The organism is uncultured Amaricoccus sp., from assembly GCF_937891315.1.
Classification (GTDB): Bacteria; Pseudomonadota; Alphaproteobacteria; order Rhodobacterales; family Rhodobacteraceae; genus Amaricoccus.
Genome location: NZ_CALAGI010000094.1, coordinates 14,827 through 36,654, shown reverse-complemented (window position 1 = coordinate 36,654; position 21,828 = coordinate 14,827). Strand labels below are relative to the sequence as shown.

The 21,828-nt window shown below is 69.8% G+C and carries 19 protein-coding genes; 6 read left to right on the top strand and 13 right to left on the bottom strand.

Translation table 11 applies throughout. The features are described 5' to 3' along the window. Window positions 1-6 precede the first annotated feature (6 nt). Window positions 7-438 (bottom strand): SufE family protein, encoded by a 432-nt coding sequence (locus Q0480_RS08565; RefSeq protein WP_299132050.1) that lies wholly within the window; start codon window positions 436-438, stop codon window positions 7-9. A gap of 217 nt (window positions 439-655) precedes the next feature. Here Q0480_RS08565 and Q0480_RS08560 point away from each other — a divergent pair, with 217 nt between their 5' ends. Beyond that, entirely contained in the window at window positions 656-1,192 is a 537-nt protein-coding gene (locus Q0480_RS08560; RefSeq protein ID WP_299132046.1) for a hypothetical protein, read from the top strand. A 33-nt stretch (window positions 1,193-1,225) separates the two neighbouring features. On the opposite strand, the gene rnd is transcribed toward Q0480_RS08560, so the two are convergent. Next, a complete protein-coding gene (gene rnd, locus Q0480_RS08555) occupies window positions 1,226-2,389 on the bottom strand; it encodes a ribonuclease D (protein ID WP_299132045.1) in 1,164 nt (387 codons plus the stop codon). A gap of 209 nt (window positions 2,390-2,598) precedes the next feature. On the opposite strand from rnd, the gene Q0480_RS08550 reads away from it, so the two are divergent. Then, a complete protein-coding gene (locus Q0480_RS08550) occupies window positions 2,599-2,976 on the top strand; it encodes an OB-fold nucleic acid binding domain-containing protein (RefSeq protein WP_299132044.1) in 378 nt (125 codons plus the stop codon). Between the two features lie 37 nt (window positions 2,977-3,013). Here the strand turns inward: Q0480_RS08550 and Q0480_RS08545 are convergent, their stop codons facing one another. From Q0480_RS08545 to rocF, 7 genes are all read right to left on the bottom strand, one after another. Then, window positions 3,014-4,285, bottom strand: a complete 1,272-nt coding sequence (locus Q0480_RS08545) for a lanthionine synthetase LanC family protein (protein ID WP_299132043.1) — start codon at window positions 4,283-4,285, stop codon at window positions 3,014-3,016. Beyond that, a complete protein-coding gene (locus Q0480_RS08540) occupies window positions 4,282-5,106 on the bottom strand; it encodes a T3SS effector HopA1 family protein (protein ID WP_299132042.1) in 825 nt (274 codons plus the stop codon). The genes Q0480_RS08545 and Q0480_RS08540 overlap by 4 nt, the downstream gene beginning before the upstream one ends. Next, a complete protein-coding gene (locus tag Q0480_RS08535; protein ID WP_299132040.1) occupies window positions 5,103-6,218 on the bottom strand; it encodes an aminoglycoside phosphotransferase family protein in 1,116 nt (371 codons plus the stop codon). Before Q0480_RS08535 ends, Q0480_RS08540 begins: the two co-directional genes overlap by 4 nt. Continuing rightward, the gene (locus Q0480_RS08530; protein ID WP_299132038.1) at window positions 6,196-8,595 is read right to left on the bottom strand and encodes a S8 family peptidase; all 2,400 of its coding nucleotides are present in this window, start codon (window positions 8,593-8,595) and stop codon (window positions 6,196-6,198) included. The genes Q0480_RS08535 and Q0480_RS08530 overlap by 23 nt, the downstream gene beginning before the upstream one ends. A gap of 127 nt (window positions 8,596-8,722) precedes the next feature. Then, window positions 8,723-9,109 (bottom strand): hypothetical protein, encoded by a 387-nt coding sequence (locus Q0480_RS08525; RefSeq protein WP_299132036.1) that lies wholly within the window; start codon window positions 9,107-9,109, stop codon window positions 8,723-8,725. A gap of 31 nt (window positions 9,110-9,140) precedes the next feature. After that, entirely contained in the window at window positions 9,141-10,340 is a 1,200-nt protein-coding gene (gene rocD / locus Q0480_RS08520; RefSeq protein WP_299132034.1) for an ornithine--oxo-acid transaminase, read from the bottom strand. 17 nt (window positions 10,341-10,357) lie between these two features. Continuing rightward, entirely contained in the window at window positions 10,358-11,371 is a 1,014-nt protein-coding gene (gene rocF, locus Q0480_RS08515) for an arginase (protein ID WP_299132032.1), read from the bottom strand. 182 nt (window positions 11,372-11,553) lie between these two features. Here rocF and Q0480_RS08510 point away from each other — a divergent pair, with 182 nt between their 5' ends. From Q0480_RS08510 to Q0480_RS08500, 3 genes are all read left to right on the top strand, one after another. Beyond that, window positions 11,554-11,982 (top strand): Lrp/AsnC family transcriptional regulator, encoded by a 429-nt coding sequence (locus Q0480_RS08510; protein WP_299132031.1) that lies wholly within the window; start codon window positions 11,554-11,556, stop codon window positions 11,980-11,982. 114 nt (window positions 11,983-12,096) lie between these two features. After that, window positions 12,097-14,835 carry a cyanophycin synthetase gene (cphA, locus tag Q0480_RS08505; RefSeq protein WP_299132029.1) on the top strand — a complete coding sequence of 913 codons (2,739 nt, stop codon included), beginning with the start codon at window positions 12,097-12,099 and terminating at the stop codon, window positions 14,833-14,835. Between the two features lie 13 nt (window positions 14,836-14,848). Continuing rightward, window positions 14,849-17,050 carry a cyanophycinase gene (locus Q0480_RS08500; RefSeq protein ID WP_299132027.1) on the top strand — a complete coding sequence of 734 codons (2,202 nt, stop codon included), beginning with the start codon at window positions 14,849-14,851 and terminating at the stop codon, window positions 17,048-17,050. A 36-nt stretch (window positions 17,051-17,086) separates the two neighbouring features. Here the strand turns inward: Q0480_RS08500 and Q0480_RS08495 are convergent, their stop codons facing one another. From Q0480_RS08495 to Q0480_RS08480, 4 genes are read right to left on the bottom strand one after another with little or no spacing between them, the layout of a single operon-like run. Continuing rightward, entirely contained in the window at window positions 17,087-17,773 is a 687-nt protein-coding gene (locus Q0480_RS08495; RefSeq protein ID WP_299132026.1) for an ABC transporter permease, read from the bottom strand. 4 nt (window positions 17,774-17,777) lie between these two features. Further along, window positions 17,778-18,455 (bottom strand): ABC transporter permease subunit, encoded by a 678-nt coding sequence (locus Q0480_RS08490; RefSeq protein WP_299132025.1) that lies wholly within the window; start codon window positions 18,453-18,455, stop codon window positions 17,778-17,780. 41 nt (window positions 18,456-18,496) lie between these two features. Next, entirely contained in the window at window positions 18,497-19,267 is a 771-nt protein-coding gene (locus Q0480_RS08485) for a transporter substrate-binding domain-containing protein (protein ID WP_299132022.1), read from the bottom strand. Between the two features lie 41 nt (window positions 19,268-19,308). Beyond that, a complete protein-coding gene (locus Q0480_RS08480) occupies window positions 19,309-20,103 on the bottom strand; it encodes an ATP-binding cassette domain-containing protein (RefSeq protein WP_299132018.1) in 795 nt (264 codons plus the stop codon). A 642-nt stretch (window positions 20,104-20,745) separates the two neighbouring features. Here Q0480_RS08480 and Q0480_RS08475 point away from each other — a divergent pair. After that, window positions 20,746-21,813 carry an AI-2E family transporter gene (locus tag Q0480_RS08475; protein ID WP_299132016.1) on the top strand — a complete coding sequence of 356 codons (1,068 nt, stop codon included), beginning with the start codon at window positions 20,746-20,748 and terminating at the stop codon, window positions 21,811-21,813. Window positions 21,814-21,828: the final 15 nt, after the last annotated feature.

Sequence of the window (21,828 nt, the reverse complement as noted above, 5' to 3'; positions counted from 1 at the left end):
CCCCTCTCAGGCGTTGTTGAGCGTGGTTTCGGCGATGGCGCGGATGCGCGCGACCATGGCGCGCAGCCCGTTCGAGCGCTGCGCGGAAAGATGGGCGTCAAGCCCGAGCCGCCCAAGCGCGGCCGGCGCGTCCACCGCGAGGATTTCCTCCGGCATCAGCCCCGAATAGAGCGCGTGCAGCACGGCGATCAGTCCCCGGACGATCATCGCGTCGCTGTCGCCGGCGAAATCGAACACCGCGCTCCGCCCGGTGCCATCGATCCGCGGCGCGATCCAGACCTGGCTCGCGCAGCCCTCGACCTTGGTCGCCGGCACCCGCAGCGCGTCGTCGAGCGGCGGCATCGCGCGGCCGAGGTCGATGACATAGCGATAGCGATCCTCCCAGTCGTCGAGGAGCGAAAAGTCCGTGGCGATATCCTCGAAGCGCGCGCTGGCCAAGGCGTTGTCCGTTCCCGGGGGTTTCTTCCGCGATTTAGGGCGTCGCGCGCCCGAGATCCAGAGCGCTTTCCGATCCGGAGCCGGAAGCGCTTTCCGTCCGCGCCGGATTTGCGCTTCCCAACCGCCGCCGCGCCGTTTATCCCGGGGAACCGGACGGGCGCGCGAAACCGGCGCGGACGAGACGCCGGTGGAGCCGCGGGGCAGGACGAGCACAGGCATGACGAGTTCGAGGCATGACCGGCCCGAAGCGGGCGCGGCGATGGCGCGGGCGGCGCTGCTCCTCGCCGGGCTGCTGTTGGCGGGCTGCTCGGTCGGCATTCCGGGCTTTCTCGGGCGCGAAGGCAATGCGAATGCCAACTACGGCGCCACCAGCGCGGACGAGACGCCTGATCCCGTGCCGCTGCCGCTTCGGCTCGCGGTGGCCGAGCGCGCGGCCTCCGGCGTCATCCTCCGGGTCGAGGGCGTCTCGCCGACGCAAGGATTCTACGAGGCGGCGCTGCTGCCCCTGAACGACGGCAAGCCCGACGCCGCCGGCATCGTCTCGCTGGAACTCGTCGCGATCCCGCCGGCGACGCCGGGTGCCATCGGCCCCGAGCGCACCCGCGCCCTGAGCGCCGCGGCCTTCTATCCCAACCGCTTGATGAAGCCGATCACCGGCTTTCGCGTGCGCGGCGGCCAGAATGTGATCACGGTGACCGCGCCGGTTACGCCGGCGCCGCCGCCCGTGCTCGCCACCGACATCCCCACGCTCTGAGGACGGCGCAAGGCTCCGGGCGCCCGGAGCCTGTCAGGCCAGAGGCACCACCCGCACGGCGCCGCCCTGGGCCGAGAGCGCGATCTCGCCGTCGCGCAGCCGCTCCGCGTCGCGCCCGAAGACCTCGTAGCGCCAGCCGTGCATCGCCGGAACGGCCTCGAGTTCGCCCGCCGCCAGCGCGTCGAGATCGGCGCTGGAGGCGATCAGCCGCTGGGCCACGCCCTCGGCGTCGGCGCGGGCCTTCAGCAGCACCCGCAGGAGATCGGCCAACGCCTCGGCGCCCGGCTTGCGCGCCGGCTGCTCTGGCGAGGACGGGATCGCCGAGGCCGGCATCGCCTCGGCCGCCGCCACCGCCGCGAGAATGCCGTCGGCGACCTCGCCCCGCCGCGCCTCGCGCAGCAGCAGCCGCGCCTTGCCGAGATCGTCGTGGTTCTTCGGCCGGTTCGCGGCGAGTTCGAGCAGCGCGTCGTCCTTCAGGATCCGGCTGCGCGGCACGTTCTTGCTCTGCGCCAGGCGCTCGCGGAACTTGGCGAGCTCGACCAGCGCGGCGATGAAGCGCGGCGCGTTCGACCGGGTGCGCAGGCGGGTCCAGGCCTGATCGGGATCGGTGCGATAGGTCTCGGGATCGGTCAGGACCGCGAGTTCCTCCTCCAGCCAGGCGCCGCGCCCGGTCTCGGCCAGGCGGCTGGCCAGCACCTCGTAGATCCGGCGCAGATGGGTCACGTCGGCCGCCGCGTAGGCCATCTGCGCCGCGCTGAGCGGGCGCCGGCTCCAGTCGGTGAAGCGCGAGGACTTGTCGATCGACGCCCGCGCGATCTGCCGCGCCAGCGTCTCGTAGCCGACCTGATCGCCATAGCCGCAGACCATCGCCGCGACCTGGGTGTCGAAGAACGGCGCCGGCAGGACGCCGGCCTCGATCTGGAAGATCTCGAGATCCTGCCGCGCCGCGTGGAACACCTTCACCACGCCGGGCGCGCGGAAGAGATCGTAGAGCGGCTCCAGCGACAGCCTGTCCGACAGCGTATCGATCAGCACCGCGCCCTCGTCGCCCTTGCCGGGCCGGGCCAGCTGCACCAGGCAGAGCTGGGCGTAGTAGGTCCGCTCGCGCAGGAACTCGGTGTCGACGGTGACATAGGGCTGATCCGCGCAGGTCGCGCAGAACCGCGCCAGCGCGTCGGTCTCGGTGATCAGTTCCACGCCACGGCTCCGTTCGGAGAACCCTGCGCACCGCCGATCCTCGGCCGCGGGTCGAGCGAGAGGGTTGAGATAACAGAGGCTTGCAAGAGTGTCCCGCGTCTGACTTTTTCGTGTGTCGCACATCGCCACCGCCGTGGCAAGCGACAAGCTGGGCCATGGGACGCCTTCGGTCCGCTTGCCATCGGCCCGAAAATGTTCCACTTTTGTTCATGGTCTCGACACTCCCCCTTCGTCCCGACGCCGCGCCTTGGCCGCGGCCGCCCCACTGCCTTGTCGCAGGCGACCTCGGCCGGGTGCCGGACGGCGCGCGGGTGGCGGTGGCGGGCCTCGTGATCTGCCGCCAGCGGCCGGGCACCGCGAAGGGCGTGATCTTCGTCACGCTCGAGGACGAGACCGGCGTCGCCAATATCGTGATCTGGGCCGGCGTCTTCGAGCGCTTCCGCCGCGCGGTGATCGCCGGCCGCTGCCTGAAGGTGACGGGCCGGCTGCAACGCGACGGCATGGTGATTCATGTGGTGGCCGACCGGATCGAGGATCTCTCGCCGCTCCTCGACGAAATCGTCGAAATCGAGGCCCCGCCCGCCTGAACCTACCCGCCGCGGTCTGCCCGCCGGAGTCCGCTGATCACCGCGTCGGCGTTCCTGCGAGCACGCGACCGGGCGCCGGCGCCCAGGCGCTCGGCACCGCCTCGGGATGGGCGGCGCGCAGTTGGGCCCAGCCGATGCCGGCGAGGCCGAGCATCAGGCCCGGCGTCGCCTCGCCGCCCGGGACGCCACAGCGCCAGCCGCCGGGCCGGCGCGCGTCCTCGCGCAGCGCGCCGGTCGCCGCGCGGGCGAGGGCGAGCCAGTCCGCGTCTCCCGTCCGCAGCCAGACATCGATCAGGAGGTCGCTCATCCCGCCGAGCCCGTGGCATTGCGAGCCGTTGATCCCGTCGCCCGCCGCCGGCCCACGCGGTCCCGCGACCAGCGCCTCGATCTCGACACGAATGCCGGCGAGCGCCCCGGCGAGATCGGCGCGCGCCAGCGGGTCGCCGGGATCGGCGCGCAACCGCTCGGCCGCGATGCCGACCGAGCCGTGGCACCACATACGCGGACAGGGCGGGAGATCGGGAAAGCTGGTTGGCGCGCCCCGAAGATCGGCCCAACTGCCGAATTCGGGCGCGTACCATCCGCGCTCGAAGGCCCGCGCCCGCCGCGCCGCCGCCGCGAAGGCCGGATCGCCGAGCGCCTCGAAGGCGAGGGCGACGCCGGAAGCGCCGTGGCCGAGGCCGCAGAGGCAGAGTTCGCCGCCCGGTGCCAGCGGCCAGGCGAGGCCCGCCCCGCGCTGGACGGCCTGCCCCGCCAGCGCCGACGCGATCGCGCGCGCCCGCGCCGGCCAGTCGCCGTCGAGATCGTAGGGTTCGGCGGCGACGAGGCCGAGCACGACGCCGGCGAGCCCGGCGAGCAGGTCGGCCGGCGCCGTTCCGGCCCGCGCCTCGGCCAGCGCGGCGGCGCTCGCCCGTTCGATCAGACGCACGGCGGGCGGCACCAGATCCGGCGCCTCCAGCCATTCGGCGAGCTCGAGCGCGACGAGGCCGATGCCGAGCCCGCCGGAAAACAGCGACCAGCCCTCGGCCCTGGCGAAGGCGTGACCGATGGCGCCCCGCGCGACGCGCGCGAGTTCCGCGTCACCGCCGAGCCGGGCGACGCAGGCGAGAAAGCGCGCCACCCCGGCCGAGCCTTCGTAGAGATCGCCGCCAAAGGCGCGAAACGGCACCGGCAGGCCAAGCTCCGCCGGCGCGCCGGCGCCGTGAAAGGCGCAGACGCCGTCCGCCCAGACCGCGCCGGCCGCGAGATCGCGCGCCAGTGCGAAGGCGGCCTCCGCGTCCGTCTCGGGGATCTCCGACGCCGCGCTCACGGTCGCGTCCCGGCGGGGAGGAGCGCGCCGAGGCGGGCGACGGCGGCGGCGAGCCAACGCGCCTCGTCACGCAGCGCGTCCGGCTCGCGCGCCGCGTCGAGCAGGCATCGGCAAACCGCCTGACCGAAGCTCGCGCCGTCGCCGGGATCCGGCGCCTGCCCCACCCCGTCGGCGACGATCCGGGTCAGGGGCGGCGGCCGGCCGGCGCAGAGGGGGGCGCCGGCCGCCACCGCGTCCCGCAGCCAGCCGGCGCCCAGCCGCTCGCGCGTCGCGACATAGAGCACCGCGCGGTCGCGCCGCCCGGCGGCGTGCCGGCCGCTCAGGAATTTCATCGACCAGGCGGCGTCGCCGGCCGCGGTCGCCAGCACCCGCGCCGCGAACACCGTCTCGGCGCCCGGCGCCATGACGAAATAGAAGCGACGCAACCGCGCCGGTGCGCCGTCGCGACGCCAGCCGGCGGACCAGACATGCCAGAAGCCGTCGCGATAGCCCTTGGCGAGCCGATCGACGCGCAGCGCCGCGCCCGGTCGCAGCGCCAGATCGCCGAATGTTTCCGGCGCGCAGTCGGGCGGCGCCACCAGCCGCTCGTCTCCGTCGCGCGTCGCGACGACCGCGCCGGCGGCGCCGGGCGCGCGGCGTGCCACGCGCCATCCGGCCTCGAACCGCGCGGGATCGAGGCTCGCGGCCATATAGGCCGCCGGCGCGGGATAGTCGCGCGGGCCGGCCTCGGAATCGTGATACCATTCGGCATATAGCTCGCTCTCGCCGGCGTCCGGCCGGCGGCGCAGATAGGCCCGCGCGCGCAGGAGGTCCGCCCTCACGGCGCCGAGGAGGCTTGCGCCGCCATTCCCAGCGCCGCCGTTTCCACCAGCGCCGTCAGGCGGTCGGCGTCGAGCAGCGTGGCTCGCCCGCGCGCGGCGAGGTCGGCGGCGCCCGTCTCCATGCTTTCCGCCGGCAATGTCGAGCGGTGCTGCGTCGCCGCCATCAGGAGCCAGGCGCCGCAGAAGAGAACCATCCGCCGCGCCAGCGCCGCGACCGGCAGGCCGCTGGCCGTCGCGTAGGCGGCGACGAGCCGGGCGGCGCCGGCTAGCGCCTCCTCGCCCCAGGGATCGGCGACCGGCGCCGCCATCGGCAGGCGCGCGGCAAGCGCGGCGAGATCCCAGGCCGGGTCGCCGAGCCGTGCCATCTCCCAATCGACGATCACCACCCGCCGCGCCGCGCCCGCCGCCGCGACCAGCAGATTGTCATGCTTCAGATCGCCATGGACGAGGCACATCCGGCGCCAGCGCGCCCGGCCCTCGCGCAGCGCGGCGATCACCCCGGGTTCGGCCACGCCGGCCAGCAGACGGGCGAGCGGCGCGGTGGCCCAGACATCGGCCGGCGCGTCGCCATCGAAGAGCCGCAGGCCCCAGGGCGGCGGCGCGTCGAGCGCGGACGGCGACGCCGCGCCCGGCCGCGCCAGATCGCGCGTCGCCCGGTGCAACGCCGCGAGCGGCGACGCCACCAGCGCGACGAGTTCCGACCAGGCGGCCGCGGGCGGCGTCGCGCCGCCGCCATGCGAATCGAGGGTCCAGGCGGCGGCGCCGTCGACCGCCTCGGTCACGATCACGGCGGGATCGCCGCGCCATGCCAGAGCCGGCGCGACCAGCGCCGCCACCCCGGGCCGTTCCCGCGCCAGTTCGAGCACCGCCCGCTCCCGCGCCGGATCGCCGTCGGTTCCGCCGCGGCTCGGTCCGAAGACCTTGAGGATCGCCCGCGGCCGGTCGTCGACCGACAGGCGATAGACCGGATGGCTGCGCCCGATCGGATCGACCCGGACCCCGCGCCAGACCAGATCCTCCGCCGAGATCACGCCGCCGGCGAGGGCGGCGGCGATGACCTCGCGCGGATGGCCGGGCGCGGCCGGCCCGCTAGTCGAACCAGGAATCGTCATAGTCGAAATAGCCCGAGGGCGGTGTCTGGGGCGCCGCCTCCGGCGCCAGCCCGAAGCGCGGGGCGCCGAACACGCCGGGGTTGAGGGCCGGACCGATCGCGCCCGGGTCGATCGTGGCCCCGACGGGCGTGAGGCCGATGCCCGGATTGACCGCCACGCCCGGATTCACCACCGGATCGGGATTGATCACCACGGTCACGCCGCAGCCGAGGGAACTCGGGCAGGCATCGACCGCCGAGGGGCAGGCAAGGGTGGTGATACAGGGCGTGGCCACCGAGGCGACCGGACAGGTCGATACCGGCACCGAACGCACCCCGCAGGTGACGAGAACCTCCGACCGGCAGGTCACCTGAATCAGGCTCGGACAGGTGACGCGCGGGACCGAGATCGTGCCGCAGGTCCGCGGGGTGGCCGACGGACAGTTGATCTGGACCACGCTCGGGCAATTGGTCACCGGCACCGAGATGCAAGCCGTCAACACCGAGCGGCAACCAGCCGCCGACACGCTCGGGCAAGGCAGGACCGCCGAGCGCAGCGGTCCGAGGCCGGGCGAGGGTACGCAATCGACCGCCGCGGCGACGTCGAGCTTGCCGGCGCCCCAGGCCGTGTTCGGCACGGGACCGGTGAAGACGTCCGCGCGGGCCGAGCTTTCAAGGCAGGCCTTGATCTGGGCCTGGGTCCGGTCCGGGTTCTTCTGGAACATCAGGGCAATGGCGCCGGTGATATGCGGCGCCGCCATCGAGGTGCCGCTCATCCCCTTGTAGGGATCGCCTCCCGGTGGGAAATGGCCGGCGGCCGAGACGATCGTGCTGCCGGGAGCCGCCACCGTGGGCGCCGCGCGATTGTCGCGCGTCGGACCGCGGCTCGAACTGCTGGCGAGACTGCCGACGCCGGCGCCGCGAGTGATGTAGTTCGCCGCCGTGATGACTTCGAGCGCCGTGCCGGGGGTCGAGATGGTGCGACCCTGGCTCTCGTGCGGCGCGAGGAAGGTCGGGATCGCCGCGCCCCGCTGGATCCAGGCGTCGAAACGGCCGCCCGAAGGGCTCGACAGGCCGACGAGGCGAATGATCCAGTTGCCGGCCCGCATCGTCCCGGCCGCGCCCGGCGCGAAGGTCATGAAGATGCGCTTGTCACCGTTGAACGCGTCGTTGTTGCGATGGTCGATGCGCACCGTGTTGCCGCCGGCGAGCGCCGTCGTGCTGGCGGCGCCGACATTGACCGGGCCCGCCGTCGCGCCCGCCGGATCGATCACCGTGACGCGGAAACTGTCGGCGCCCTCGTACCAGAGGTCGATCTGGTTCGGCGAATTGTCGCCCGCCGGCTGGTTGAAGCGCAGATCGACCGTGGTGCCGGAAGCAACGTTGCCCTCGGCATGGATCCGGTCCGCCCCGGCGTTGCCCGCCGACTTGACGAAGGCCCGCCCCGGCCCGCCGAGCAGATTGTCGAGGCCGCGCTCCAGAAGGCTGGTGCCGTCGTGCGGCCCGAGATTGTCGCCGAGGCTCATGTTGATCGCGCAGGGCTGGCGACGGGTCTGTGCCTGCTGGAAGATGTAGTTCACCGCGTCGAGCGTATTGGCCGAGGTGCCGAGCCCCTCCACGCCGTTCGACGCATTGGCGACCAGGATGATGTCCGCCTCGGGCGCGACACCGACGAATGTGCCACCCGGCAGCCCCTGCCCGGCCACCGAGCCGTCGCCGGCGGCGATGCCGGTCACATGGGTGCCATGTTGCGGGGCGAAGCTGTCCCGGTGCCGCACCAGCGCGAAGGGATTCGCGCTGGCGAGCGCCGCGTTGATCTGGACATTGCCGTATTCGACGCCGTAGCCGAAGCCCGCCGGGCTCGTCTCGCCCGCGCCGGGCGTCAGCGCCTGATCCCAGATCAGCAGGATCCGGCTCGTCCCGTCTCCGCGCCGGAACGAGGCGTGCGTATAGTCGCAACCGCTGTCGACGATGCCGACGATCACGCCCGCGCCGCGCCGGCCGGGCGGGCCGACATGCACCAGATTTGCGCGCGCCTCGACCACCGAAAGATCGAGTTCGGGATGCATGGCGCGGGCCGCCTCGACGCGGCGCACCTCGTCCAGCTCGGCGAGCTTCCCGAGGTCGCCGAGCGCGACGGTACCGGTCACCACGTCGCCCGCCACGCCGCGGATGGTGAGCCCGGCCGCCTCCAGCGCCTCGGGATCGCCCGAATATTCGACCAGCACCGTGACCGCGGCCGCGGCGACCTTCGCCTTGGCCCGGCGGCGCTCGCCGCCCTCCTCCGGCGCGGTGGTTTCCATCCCGAAGCGGCCCATCACCGCCTCGCTGCCGAGATCTCCCAGCGCCGTGGCGCCACCCTCGGCGAGGAATTCAAGTTGGGGATCGAGTTTTCGCATGGCGGCGCGCTCCAATAAATCAGCCGCTTAGAGTCAAAGACCTTCGTGTCGCCGGCGAAATAAAACGCCGGCTGTCATTAAATCCAAATACGACAAATAGTCCAACGAACGAAGGCGCGTTTCGCGCCTATTCCCGCTGCATTGGGGTACTTCCTTCCAGCTTCACAATTTCTGGATATTCAGCAAGCGTTTCAAGAATACCTATCTTCACGGTTCCTGTCAATATTGTGCCGATGACGGAACGAACGGCGAAGCCCCGCGCGGCGAGCGCCTCGAGCATTTCCCGATCCGCCGGCCGGCTGACCGCGACGAGGACGCCGATCGCCTCGCCGCGTTCCTCGGCCGTCGCGGTCTCGCAAAGCATCGTCAGATTGGGGTCGAGTTTGTCGGACATCATCGCGCCCTCGCCGCGCACGGCGGACGGCGCACCGATCGAGACGAACACCAGGACGGCCCTGAGCCACATCGCGCACCCCGCCACGACGATGATACGCCGATTCCGCAGGCGCGTCACGCCCTGCGCGCGGTCCTTGCGCTTTCGCCGCTCAGCGGAGGACCGTCTCGATCCGCTCCAGCGCCCAGTCGATTTCGTCCCGGCTGATGACGAGCGGCGGCGACAGGCGGATGGTCTGGCCGTGCGTGTCCTTGGCGAGGATGCCCTGGTCGCGCAGCGCCTCGACCACCGGCCGCGCGGCGCCGGCCTCGGCATGGATCTCGACGGCGAGCATCAGGCCCCTGCCCCGGATCTCGCGCACCCGGTTCGAGCGGATCGACTCGAGCCCGGCCTTGAAATAGGCGCCCATCTCGGCCGATCGCTCGACCAGCCGCTCCTCGACCAGCACGCGCAGCGCCGCGCGCGCCACCGCGCAGGCGAGCGGGTTGCCGCCAAAGGTCGAACCGTGCTGGCCCGGCTTCAGCGTGCCGAGCACATCGGTGTTGGAGAGCACCGCGGAGACCGGATAGAAGCCACCGCCCAGCGCCTTGCCGACCAGCGTCACATCCGCCTCGACCCCGTCGTGCTCCTCGGCCAGCATCTTGCCGGTGCGCCCGAGGCCGGTCTGGATCTCGTCGAGGATCAGCATGACCCCGGTCGCCGAGCAGATCTCGCGGACCCGCGCCAGATAGCCGGCGGGCGGGATGACGACGCCGGCCTCGCCCTGGATGGGCTCGACGAGAAAGGCGACGGTGTTCGGCGTGATCGCGGCCTCCAGCGCGGCGGCGTCGCCGAAGGGGATCACCTTGAAGCCCGGCACGAAGGGACCGAAGCCGCCCCGCGCCTCGGGGTCGGTCGAGAAGGAAACGATGGCCAGCGTCCGCCCGTGGAAATTGTCGGCGCAGACGATGATCTCGGCCGCGCCCTCCGGCACACCCTTGATCTCGTAGCCCCATTTGCGCACCGCCTTGATCGCGGTCTCCACCGCCTCGGCGCCGGAGTTCATCGGCAGGACCTTGTGCGAATTGGTCAGCGCCGCCAGTTCCTCGTAGAACAGCCCGAGCTGATCGTTGCGGAAGGCGCGGCTGGTCAGCGTCAGCCGCGCCGCCTGCTCGGTCAGCGCGGCGAGGATGCGCGGATGGCAATGGCCCTGGTTCACCGCCGAATAGGCGGAGAGGCAGTCGAGATAGCGCTTCCCGTCGATATCCGTGACCCAGACACCCTTGCCGGATGCGAGCACCACGTCGAGCGGCTTGTAATTGTCCGCGCCGAACCGGGATTCGAGCGCGATCAGATCGGCGCCATCAAGCATGCGCGGCCCCCCGGACGTCATCTGCGCGGAATCGAGGTCGCGGGCACCCGCTCGTGCCCGACGCGATCGAGGATGGTCAGGCCGAAGAGGCTCGCCACCAGCTCGGCGGTGACCACCGCGCTGCGGCCGCGGTCGTCGAGATAGGGATTGAGCTCGACCACGTCGAGCGAGCCGACAAGGCCGCTGTCGCAGAGCATCTCCATGACGAGATGCGCCTCGCGATAGGTGGCGCCGCCCGGAACCACGGTGCCGGTGCCCGGCGCCACCCCCGGATCAAGGAAATCGATGTCGAAACTGACATGCAGATGCACGCCCCGCGACCGCCAGTGTGCGATGCGCTCGGCGATCAGCACCGCGACGCCGTGCTCGTCGATCCTGCGCATGTCAACGCAGTCGATGCCATGCGTCCGGATCCGGGCGCGCTCGCCCGGATCGATCGAGCGCGCGCCGAAGAGATGGATGTTCTCCGGCGCCACGGGTCGGAACGGCCGCTCGGCGTCGAGGATCGGCGCCAGGATCGGATCGCCCGCGCAGAACGACAAGGCCATGCCGTGCAGGTTGCCCGAGGGCGTGGTCTCGGGGGTATTGTAGTCGGCGTGCGCGTCGAGCCACAGCACCGCGACCTCGCGGCCACGCTCGGCCGCCGCGCGGGCGACGCCGCTGACCGTGCCCATCGAGATCGAATGATCGCCACCGACGAAGATCGGCACGCCGGTGTCCCGGCTCATCGCATAGGCGTGGTCGTGAATCCGGCGGGTCCAGCCGGCGATCTCGGGCAGGTGCTTGCAGAACTCGGCCCAGCGCGGTTCCATCCCGACCGCCACCGCCTCCGCCTCGCGCAGGGTGCCGCGATCGGCGACCCGGTGACCCAGCGTCGCCAGCATCCGGGGCAGACCGGTGGTGCGCAGCGCGTCGGGCCCCATCAGCGTGCCCCGCGCCGCCGCGCCGATTTCGAGCCCGATCCCGAGCATCGGGATATCGCGCTGGCTGAGTTCGGCCAGCGCCGCCGTCGATCGCAGTCGTTCGAACACGGGGGAAATCTCCGTCGCGGGCGCGGTGCGCTCCGTTCAAGTCTGGGTTCAAGTCTGTCTTCAACCTTGGCGGGACCATACCGCGGGCGCGACCAGGCAGAAAGCTGGCAAAGCGACCGCCGGATGCCATATTCCTGACGAATTGGACCAACAACCTGACGAATCGTCAATGAGCGAGTCGGATGAACGGACTTGACGACCTCGACCTCCGCCTGATGGGCCTGCTCCGCGACGACGCGCGGCTACCGACCGCGACGCTGGCCCGGCGGCTCGGCGTGTCGCGCGGCACGGCGCAGAACCGGATCGACCGGCTGATGCGCGACGGCGTGCTGCTCGGCTTCACCGCGCGGCTGCGCAGCGAGGCGGCGCGGGGCGCGGTGCGGGCCATCGTCAGCGTCGAATTGCGCTCCGCCGACATGCGCGCGGTGATCGCGGCGCTGCGCCGGATGCCCGATGTCGGCCGGGTGCATTCCACCAATGGACGCTGGGATCTGGTGGCCGAGATCGACACCGCGACCCTCGCCTCGCTCGATGCGACACTGACCGCGATCCGCGCGCTGAAGGCGGTCGCGAATTCGGAAACCAGCATCCTGCTGTCCGAGCTGAAATAGCCGCGACCGGCGGCAAACGCTTCGCCGCGGGTGCGAAAATCGGTCCGATTTGGCTCTTTCCGAAGCCGTTGGGCCACGATACGAACGGGCGAGCGGGTTCAAGGGGAGCGGGTCATGGATATCGTTTCGTCGTCGGTTTACGTCGGCCCGAACATCTATTCGCGCCAACCGCTGATCCGGCTGACCGTCGATCTGCGTCGCCGGTTCGACACGCCCGCCTCGCAATACGCGACCCAACTCATCGACCCGCTGCTCGAATGGCTGCCCGGTCTGGCCACCGCCCGCACCGAACTCGGCACCCCGCTGATCGAGCGCATGCGCAACGATCCGACGCTGCGCCTCGGCGAGGTGCTCGCGCATGTCGCCTTGGTGTTGCAACTGCGGGCCGGCGCGGTCGCCGACGTCGCCATCACCCGCCCCGCCCCGCGCGAGGACGAGGTCGAGGTGCTCTACGGCTACGAATCCCGCGAGGTCGGACTGGAAGCCGGCGACGTGGCCCGCGATCTCGTGATGGAGCTGATCGCGCCGATCGAGGAGGATCCGCTCGATATCGACGCCGAGATCGCCTCCTTCATGAAATTCGCCAGCCGCCGCTCGCTCGGCCCCTCGGCGCTGGCGCTGGTCCAGGCGGCGGAGGCGCGGGACATCCCCTGGCAGCGACTGAACGAGGCCAGCATGATCCAGGTCGGCCAAGGCAAGTATCAGCGGCGCATCGAGGCCGCGCTCTCGAGCCAGACCTCGCATATCGCGGTCGAGATCGCCTCGGACAAGGATATGTGTACGCGGCTCCTGTCGGACCTCGGCCTGCCCGTGCCGCGCCAGAGTTTCGTGCGCGACGCCGACGAGGCGGTCGACGCGGCCGAGGATATCGGCTTCCCGGTGGTGGTGAAGCCGGTGGACGGCAACCACGGCCGCGGCGTCGCGGTCAATCTCACCACCGCCGACGAAGTCGCCGCCGCCTTCGACGCGGCGATCGAGGAAGGCTCGGGCGTCGTGGTCGAGAGCATGATCCTCGGCGACGATCACCGTCTGTTCGTCGTCGCGGGCGAACTCGTCGCCGCCGCGCGCCGGATGCCCGGCCACGTCGTCGGCGACGGCGAGCACAAGATCGCCGAACTGGTCGCCATCGTGAACCAGGATCCGCGCCGGGGCGTCGGCCACGAGAACATGCTGACGCGGCTGGAGCTCGACGCGGCCGCCGACACGCTGCTCAAGGCCAGGGGCTACGGCCATGACAGCGTGCCCCCGGCCGGCGAGGTGGTCTATCTGCGCAAGACCGCCAATATCTCCACCGGCGGCACGGCGATCGACGTGACCGACGTCATCCATCCGGACAACAAGCTGATGGCCGAGCGGGCGATCAAGGCGGTCGGCCTTGATATCGGCGGCGTCGATTTCCTGACCACCGACATCACCAGGAGCTACCGCGAGACCGGGGGGGCGATCTGCGAGATCAACGCCGGTCCCGGCATGCGGATGCATATCGCGCCCTCCGAGGGCAAGAGCCGCGACGTCGGCGGCAAGGTGATGGAGATGCTGTTTCCGGCGGGCAATCCGAGCCGCATCCCGATCGCCGCGCTGACCGGCACCAACGGCAAGACGACCACGGCCCGGATGCTCGCCCACGTCCTGAAGATGGCGGGTCACGTCGTCGGCCAGACCTCGACCGACGCGGTCTATATCGACGGCAATGTCACGGTGAAGGGCGACATGACCGGTCCGGTCGCCGCCTCGATGGTGCTGCGCGACCCGACGGTCGATATCGCCGTGCTGGAAACCGCGCGCGGCGGCATCGTGCGCTCCGGCCTCGGCTATCGCTTCTGCGACGTCGGCGCGGTGCTGAACGTGACCTCCGACCATCTCGGGCTCGGCGGCGTCGACACCGTCCAGGGGCTGGCCGATGTCAAGCGACTGGTGGTCGAGGTCGCCAAGGATTGCGCCGTCCTCAACGCCGATGACGACTATACGCTGAGGATGGCCGCCCACACGCGGGCGAAGCATATCTGCTACGTCACCCGCAATTCCGACCACCCGCTGGTGCGCGAGCATATCCGCCTCGGCAAGCGCGCGGTGGTGCTGGAACAGGGGCTGAACGGCGACCAGATCGTGATCTACGACAACGGCAACCAGATCCCGCTGATCTGGACGCACCTGATCCCCGCGACACTGGAGGGCAAGGCGCTCCATAACGTCGAGAATGCGATGTTCACCGCCGCCATGGCCTACGCGCTCGGCAAGACTCTCGACCAGATCCGCAACGGGCTTCGGACCTTCGACAATACCTTCTACCAGAGTCCGGGCCGGATGAACGTCTATGACGAGCACGGCTTCCGGGTGATCCTCGACTATGGCCACAACGAGGCGGCGGTCGGTGCGATGGTCGATCTGGTCGAACGGCTGAAGCCGCTGGGCAAGCGCATCATCTGCGTCACCTGCCCGGGCGACCGCCGCGACGAGGACGTGCGCGCGATCGCGGCCAAGGTCGCCGGCAAGTTCGATGTCTATATCTGCCACAGCGACGACAATCCGCGCGGCCGGCGACCCGACGAAGTGCCGGAGATGATCAAGGCCGAACTTATCCTGCGCGGCGTCGATCCCGAAGCGGTGATGGTGGTGCCCGAGGAGGAGCGTTCCGTCGATACCGCGCTGAACCTCGCCCGGCCGAACGACCTGGTGCTGATCTTCTGCGACGCCATCACCCGCTGCTGGAAGCGCATCATCTATTTCCACCCGGTGGAGAAGGCGGCTCCGGTCCCGCCCGAGCGGCTGGTCGCCGCGGCGGGGTTCGACGTGCCGGCGGGCTACAAGCTCCTCAGCGACGAGCGCGGCGTCCGCATCGTGCCAATTGCCTGACGGGAAGACGCGCGTGGCGCCCTGGTCGACGCTCGCCGCGCGGGCGGCCGCGGGCGGCCAGCGGCTGGCCGTCATCGGCGGCCGGCTCGAGGACGAGAACGTTGCGATCTACACGGAGATGCGCCGCCTGTCCGGCGGCCGGGTGCTGATCTTTCCGACCGCGTCGAGCGAGCCGCGGACGGTCGGCGAGGAAACCGCCCAGGTCTTCCGCGGCCACGGTTTCGAGGCCGAGGTCGTACCGCTCGATATCCAGAGCGCCGGCACGCTCGCCTTCGATCCCGCGCTCGCCGCCCGGATCACCGGCGCCGGCGGGGTCTATTTCACCGGCGGCGACCAGGCGAAGATCGTCGGCGCGCTGGTGCGCGGCGGCCGCGAGACGCCGGTGCTCCAAGCCCTGCGCGCGCTGCACGCCGGCGGCGGACTGATCGCAGGCTCGAGCGCGGGCGCGGCGATGATGTCCGAGCGCATGCTGCTCGGCGGCACCTCGCTCGAATCGGTGGTGCACGGCCTGACCGAGAATCCGGATCGGCCGGGCCTTCTGCTCGGACCCGGTCTCGGCTTCTTTCGCTTCGGCATGCTCGACCAGCATTTCATCAAGCGCGGCCGGCTCGGCCGACTGGTGAGCGCCATGCATCACGCCGGCGTCAGGCGCGGCATCGGCATCGACGAAAACACCGCGCTGCTGGTCGAGGGGGACGTCGGCCGCGTCTGCGGCGAATATGGCGTGATGACCATCGACCTCGCCAGGGTCCGCGTCGCGCCGGACGGACGGTCGTTCCAGGACTTCCGCCTCAGCTATGTCGACGATGGCGACTGGATCGACCTCCAGAAGTTCAAGCCGTTCCCCGGCGTCGCCAAGCGCCGGGTGCGCCAGCGCGAGATCGCCTATCGCGCCCCGATCCATTCCCGCCGCAACGTCTTTGGCGCCTATACGCTCTACGACCTGATGGCCCGCCTCGTGCTCGGCGAGCAGTCGGTCTATGCCACTGATCACGCCGAGGCGTTCGATCCGCGTTCCGGCTACAACGTCACGGTCGAGCTCACCCGCGAGCATCGCGTCTCACGCGTGATGATCGCGACGCCCGACAGCGGCCTGCGCATGACCGCGCTCAATTTCCGCGCCTCGCTCGTCGCCGAGAAGCTCAGCCCAAAGCGCATCGCCGAGCGGGTGATCCGCCGCGGCGCCACCTTCGGCGCGCCGCCGAATCCCGCGGCGCGGATGGTTCTGCTCGGCTCCTCGCCGCTCGACAGCGCGCCGGTGATGATGGAAGCGGTGAAGGGGCTGGTCGGCGCGGGACCGGTCGGGGTGATCGGCGCCGCCTCGGCCGAACCTGGCCGCGTGACGAACGACCATATCCGCATGCTGCGCAAGCTCGGCATCGAGGGGGTGGACCTCGGCGTCACCATCGACACGGTGGAATTCGTCAGCCAGGACGCGGACCGGCTGGAAGCGATCGGCCGAATGCGTGGCATCCTGCTCTGCGGCGGCAACCAGATCCGCCTGGTCGAAACCATGCTGCACCGGGGCGAGGAAAGCGCCGTACTGCGCGCGATCGCCCGCGCCCACGCCGGCGGCGCGGCGTTGATCGCGGCCAGCGGCGCGGCCTCGGCCCTGTCAGGGGTGATGATCGCCGGCGGTTCGGTCCGCGAGGCGTTGCGCTACGGCGTCGCCTCCGACCTCGGCCACCCGGGCCTGGTGATCCAGGAAGGCATCGGCCTCTTCGGCGGCGGCATCATCGACCAGAACATCCTAGGCGGCAACCGCCTCGGTCGCCTCGTCGTCGCCTGCGCCGAGGAAGGCGAGCGGTTCGGCGTCGGCGTGTTCGAGGACAGCGCCGCCATTGTCTCGGAGTCCGGGGCGCGGATCGAGGCGCGCGGCAAGCATGGCTTTGTCCTGGTCGAAATCGACCCGACCAACCTCGTGCTGCACAGCGACAGCTTCGTCGCCAAGGGCATCCGGCTTACCCTGCTGACACCCGGCGATGCGATCGACCTTTCCACCGGCGTCACCGTCCGCGGCGGGCAGCCCGCCGCCGGGAAGCCGCTGCTCGATACCCTCGTCTCGCGCCTCGCACGGGAGGTGGGCGTGCCGGACGGTCGCGCCACCGACGCCGCCGGCGGCGTCGGTCACCGCGGCGTGCGCCTGCGCTTCCAGCGCATCGACGGCGCCTCGGCCGTGCTGGATCTGGAATCCCCGCGCGACGAATACGATTGAGCGGGTCCGATCCGGCGGAACCGGACTCCGCGCGCTCTACCGACCAGCGACCATATAGCGGTTGTACCGGCCCTCGAGCAGCCGGAAGATTCGGGTGATGATCAGGGTCAGCGCATAGTAGATCGCTCCGGCGATCGCGAAGACCTGGATCGGCTGATAGGTCGCCGAGGCGGCGAGCTGCGACTCGCCCATCAGTTCCAGAAGCGTGATGGTCGAGGCAAGCGCGGTGCCCTTCATCAGGATGATGACCTCGTTCGAATAGGCCGGCAGGATGATCGAGAAGGCACGCGGCAGGATCACCAGCCGATAGGCGGTTACCGCCGACATGCCCGCCGCCCGCGCCGCCTCGATCTCGCCGCGCGGTACCGAGAGGATGCCGCCGCGCACGATCTCGCCGGAATAGGCGGCGGTGTTCAGGGTGAAGGTGATCAGCGCGCAGACATAGGCCTCGCGCAGGAACGGCCACAGAAACGACTGCCGCACGAAATCGAACTGGCCGAGCCCGTAGTAGACCAGGAAGATCTGCACCAGCAGCGGCGTTCCGCGGAAGAACAGCGAATAGGCCGCCGCCGTCCCGCTGAGCAACGGTCGCGGCGACAGTCGCGCCAGCGCCACCGGCACGGCGAGCAGGAAGCCGAGGATGGCCGCGATCACCATCAGCTGGATGGTGAGCCAGGTGCCGCTGAGGAAATTCGGCCCGTATTGCCGCAGGATGTCGATCATCGGTCTATCCCTTCGGCATGCCGCGGTTCGCCCGCTTTTCGAGCTGCGCGATCACCAGCATCGAGACGACCGTGATCAGGAGGTAGCCGAGCGACACTGCGAAATAGAAAACGAACGGCTCGCGCGTCGCGGTCGCCGCCTGGTTTGCCTTGCGCATCATGTCCTCGAGCCCGATGATCGAGACCAGAGCCGTATCCTTGACCACGCTCTGCCAGAGATTGCCGAGGCCCGGGATCGCCACCCGCAGGATCTGCGGCAGCTGGATCAACCGGAAGCATTGCCAGGACGAGAAGCCATAGGCCCGCCCGGCCTCGATCTGACCCTTGGCGACCGACAGGAAGGCGCCCCGGAAGGTTTCCGAGGCGTAGGAACTGAAGATGATGGTCAGCGCCGTCAGGCCGGCGATCCAGGGGCTGACCTCCAGCACGCCCGGCCCGAGCACCGCGTCGATCACCTGCGTGCCGCCGAAATAGATCACCAGGAGCACGAGATATTCCGGGATGCCACGCAGGAAGTTGGTCACCGCGTAGGCCGGCCGCGAAACCCAAAAATGCCGCGACAGCTTCGCCATCGCCAGCGCCATCCCGAGGATCAGCCCGAGGACCAGCGTACTGACCGCGAGCAGGACCGTCGTGCGCAGCCCGGCGAGGAGGAGCGGCAGATAGGCGACGAGATTCTCCATTCAGCACCCCGCCGCGCGCATGGGTCCCGTCACCGACGGCCTCACTTCGGCAGGATGTCGATGGGCACGTATTTGTCGTTCAGCGTCTTGTATTCGCCCGAGGCGATGAGCGCCGCCAGCGCGTCGTTGAACTTGGCCTTCAGCTCGGCGTCGTCAAGGCGGACGCCGATACCCGCGCCGCTGCCGAGATATTCCTTGTTGTAGACCGGATCACCGACCGGGGCGAAACCGGCGCCGTCCTTGCCGGCGAGGAAATCGCTCAGCACCACGGAATCGGCGAAGACGAGATCGACCCGGCCGCTGCCGAGATCGAGCACCGCGGCCTCGACCGTGTCATAGGCCTGCACGCGGGCGTCGGGAAAGGTCGCCTTGACATAGTTCGACATCGTGCTGCCGCGCTGGACGCCGACATACTTGCCGGAGAGCGCCTCCGGCGTCGCCTCGAGCCCGGCGTCCTTGGCACCGATGAACATCGCCGGCACGAAATAGTAGGGGCCGGCCATGCCGATGGTCTTCTCCCGCTCCTCCGTGATCGACATCGAGGCGATGATGGCATCGACCTTCTTGGCGTTGAGCGCGGGGATCAGCCCGTCGAAGGCCATGTTGGTGATGGTGCATTCGACGCCCATCTGCTTGCAGAGCGCCTTGGTGATATCGATGTCGAAACCGGTCAATTCGCCCGACGGCAGGACATAGGCGAAGGGCTTGTAGGCCGCCTCGGTGCCGATTCGGAGCGTCTGCGCCGCCGCCGGCGCCGCGAAGGCCATCAGGGCGAGGCCGAGGCCGAGGAGAGAGCGGAACGGTCTGATCATGCTGAAACTTCCCTGTTGCTTTGGACGCGTGCCGCGTCTTGCTATTTGAGGCTGCCGGACAGGAACTGCCGGAAGCGCTCGGACTTCGGATTGGCCATGACCTCGCGCGGCGGTCCCTCGTCCTCGACCAGCCCCTGATGCAGGAACAGCATGTGGTTCGCCGCCTCGCGCGCGAAGCCCATCTCGTGCGTCACGACCAGCATGGTGCGCCCCTCGGCGGCGAGGTCGCGCATCACCTTCAGCACCTCGTTGACCAGCTCGGGATCGAGCGCCGAGGTCGGCTCGTCGAACAGCATCACCTCGGGGTCCATGGCCAGCGCGCGGGCGATCGCCACCCGCTGCTGCTGGCCGCCGGACAGCTGGCTCGGATAGTGCCCGCGCTTGTCGGCGACTCCGACCTTGGCCAGCATCGCCTCGGCCTTCTCGGTCGCCGTCTTGCGGTCGCGCCCCAAAACGTGGATCTGGGCCGCCGTCACATTGTCGAGCACCGTCATGTGCTGCCAGAGATTGAACTGCTGGAACACCATGGCGAGGCGCGAGCGGATGCGGTCGACCTGCTTCATGTCGGCGGGCCAGGGCTCGCCGCCGCGCTTGCCCATCTTGATGAGCTCGCCCTTCAGCCGGACCTCGCCGCTGTCGGGCATTTCGAGCAGATTGATGCAGCGCAGGAAGGTGGATTTGCCGGAGCCGGAGGAGCCGAGGATGGCGATCACGTCATGCTCGCGCGCCGTCAGGGAAATGCCCTTCAGAACCTTGTGCTGGCCGAAGCTCTTGCAGATGGTACTGACTTCGAGGGCTACCGGTATTTCACGCGCCGAAACCCCTTCCGCTGCCATCCAAGCCCCCTTCGCGGCCCCCGGTTCGCGAAGACCGCGGAATATTCCTCCCGGCCGTCCGATCCCCTCTCGCTCACCCGACTCACCTTAGCGGCGTGACCAGAGAGCGCAAGCGCAATAGAAGACCCCGCCCACCCAACGGGCGAACGCTCATCGGCTGGTCCGCGAAGTGGCCCGCGGGCTGGAAACGCCTTGTCTCAGCCCCGCGCCCCGTCGCTCGGCTTGCCACGCATATAGCGTCGTTCGGGACGATAGGTCCAGCGGCGCTCCCTCCAGAAGGCGAGAAGGAATCCAATGGCTTGGGCGAGCCTTTCGGAAAGGATCGGGCGGTCTCGCATGTCGGGGATGAAACTCCTGGGACGATCGTGGATGGGCCAATGTCCGCGCGGGGAAGTAAACGAATGGTTTACGCAGGCGCCGGGGCGTTCATCCTCTCGCCCGACCGTTGCATGAACGCCGCGATCCAACCCGCGGCGATGGTTTTCGCCGCGCCGCGGCGAAGTCTATCGCCGACGCGCGCCCGCGTGTTAGGCAGTTTGCGGCCGGATGGAATCACCCGGCGGTTAAGGTACTGCGATGCTTGCGGAATCCGACCGGCGCAAGTTACCGGAAGCGGCCGAGCGCATCTTGAAAGGGCGTGGAATGAAGGATCCGTTCTCACGGCTCGTGCTCGGGGTGGCCCTGGCGCTGATGATCGGCTGGATCCTGATCATCGGCCGGTCGGTCATCCTGCCGGTGGTGGCCAGCGTGATCGTCGCCTATGTCGTTCTCGGCCTCTCCGAACTGATCGGCCGGATCCCCGGCCTGCGCCAGCTGCCCGTCGGCGTCCGCTACGTCGTCGCGATCGTCGCAATCGGCTTCGTGCTGGTCGAGATGTTCTCGCTCCTCGTCACCAATATCGGCAGCGTCGTCGCCCTGGCGCCGCAGTATCAGGACCGGATCCTGGCGCTGATCCAGACGCTCGCCAGCCATCTCGGCATCGAGGGGGAACAGTCGTGGCGGACCCTGCGCCAGGATATCCTCGTCTATGTGAACCTGCAGCGGCTGATCGGCCTGACGCTCGGCTCGGCGGTTGCGATCGCCGTCTCGTTCCTCGTCGTCGCGATCTACACCGGCTTCATCCTGCTCGAAAAGAACGCCTTCGCCGCCAAGATCGCGCGCATTTCCGACGAACCGGCCAAGGTGGCGCAGGTCCAGCAGGTGATCCACGACGTCAACAGCCGGATCGGCACCTATCTCGTGATGAAGACGCTGATCAACCTTGTGCTCGCGGTCGGCAGCTATTTCATCATGCTCTATTTCGGCATCGAATTCGCCGGTTTCTGGGCGGTGCTGATCGGTCTTTTCAACTACATCCCCTATCTCGGCGGCTGGATCGGCGTCGGCGTGCCGACGCTGGTCGCGATCGCGCAGTTCGGCGCCTTCTGGCCGGTCGCGGTCTTCGTCATGGCGATGACGGCGATCCAGGTGCTGCTCGGCAATTTCGTCGAGCCATGGCTGATGGGCAATTCGCTGAATCTCAGCCCGTTCGTGATCCTGGTCAGCCTCGTCGCCTGGTCCTCGCTCTGGGGCATCGCCGGCGCGATCCTGTCGGTGCCGATCATGGCCGTGCTGGTGATCCTCTTCTCCGAGTTCGGCAGCACCCGCCCGCTCGCCATCCTGCTCTCGCGCGACGGCGACATCGGCCCCGCCCGTTCAAGGCCGGAATAGGTCAGGCCGCGACGG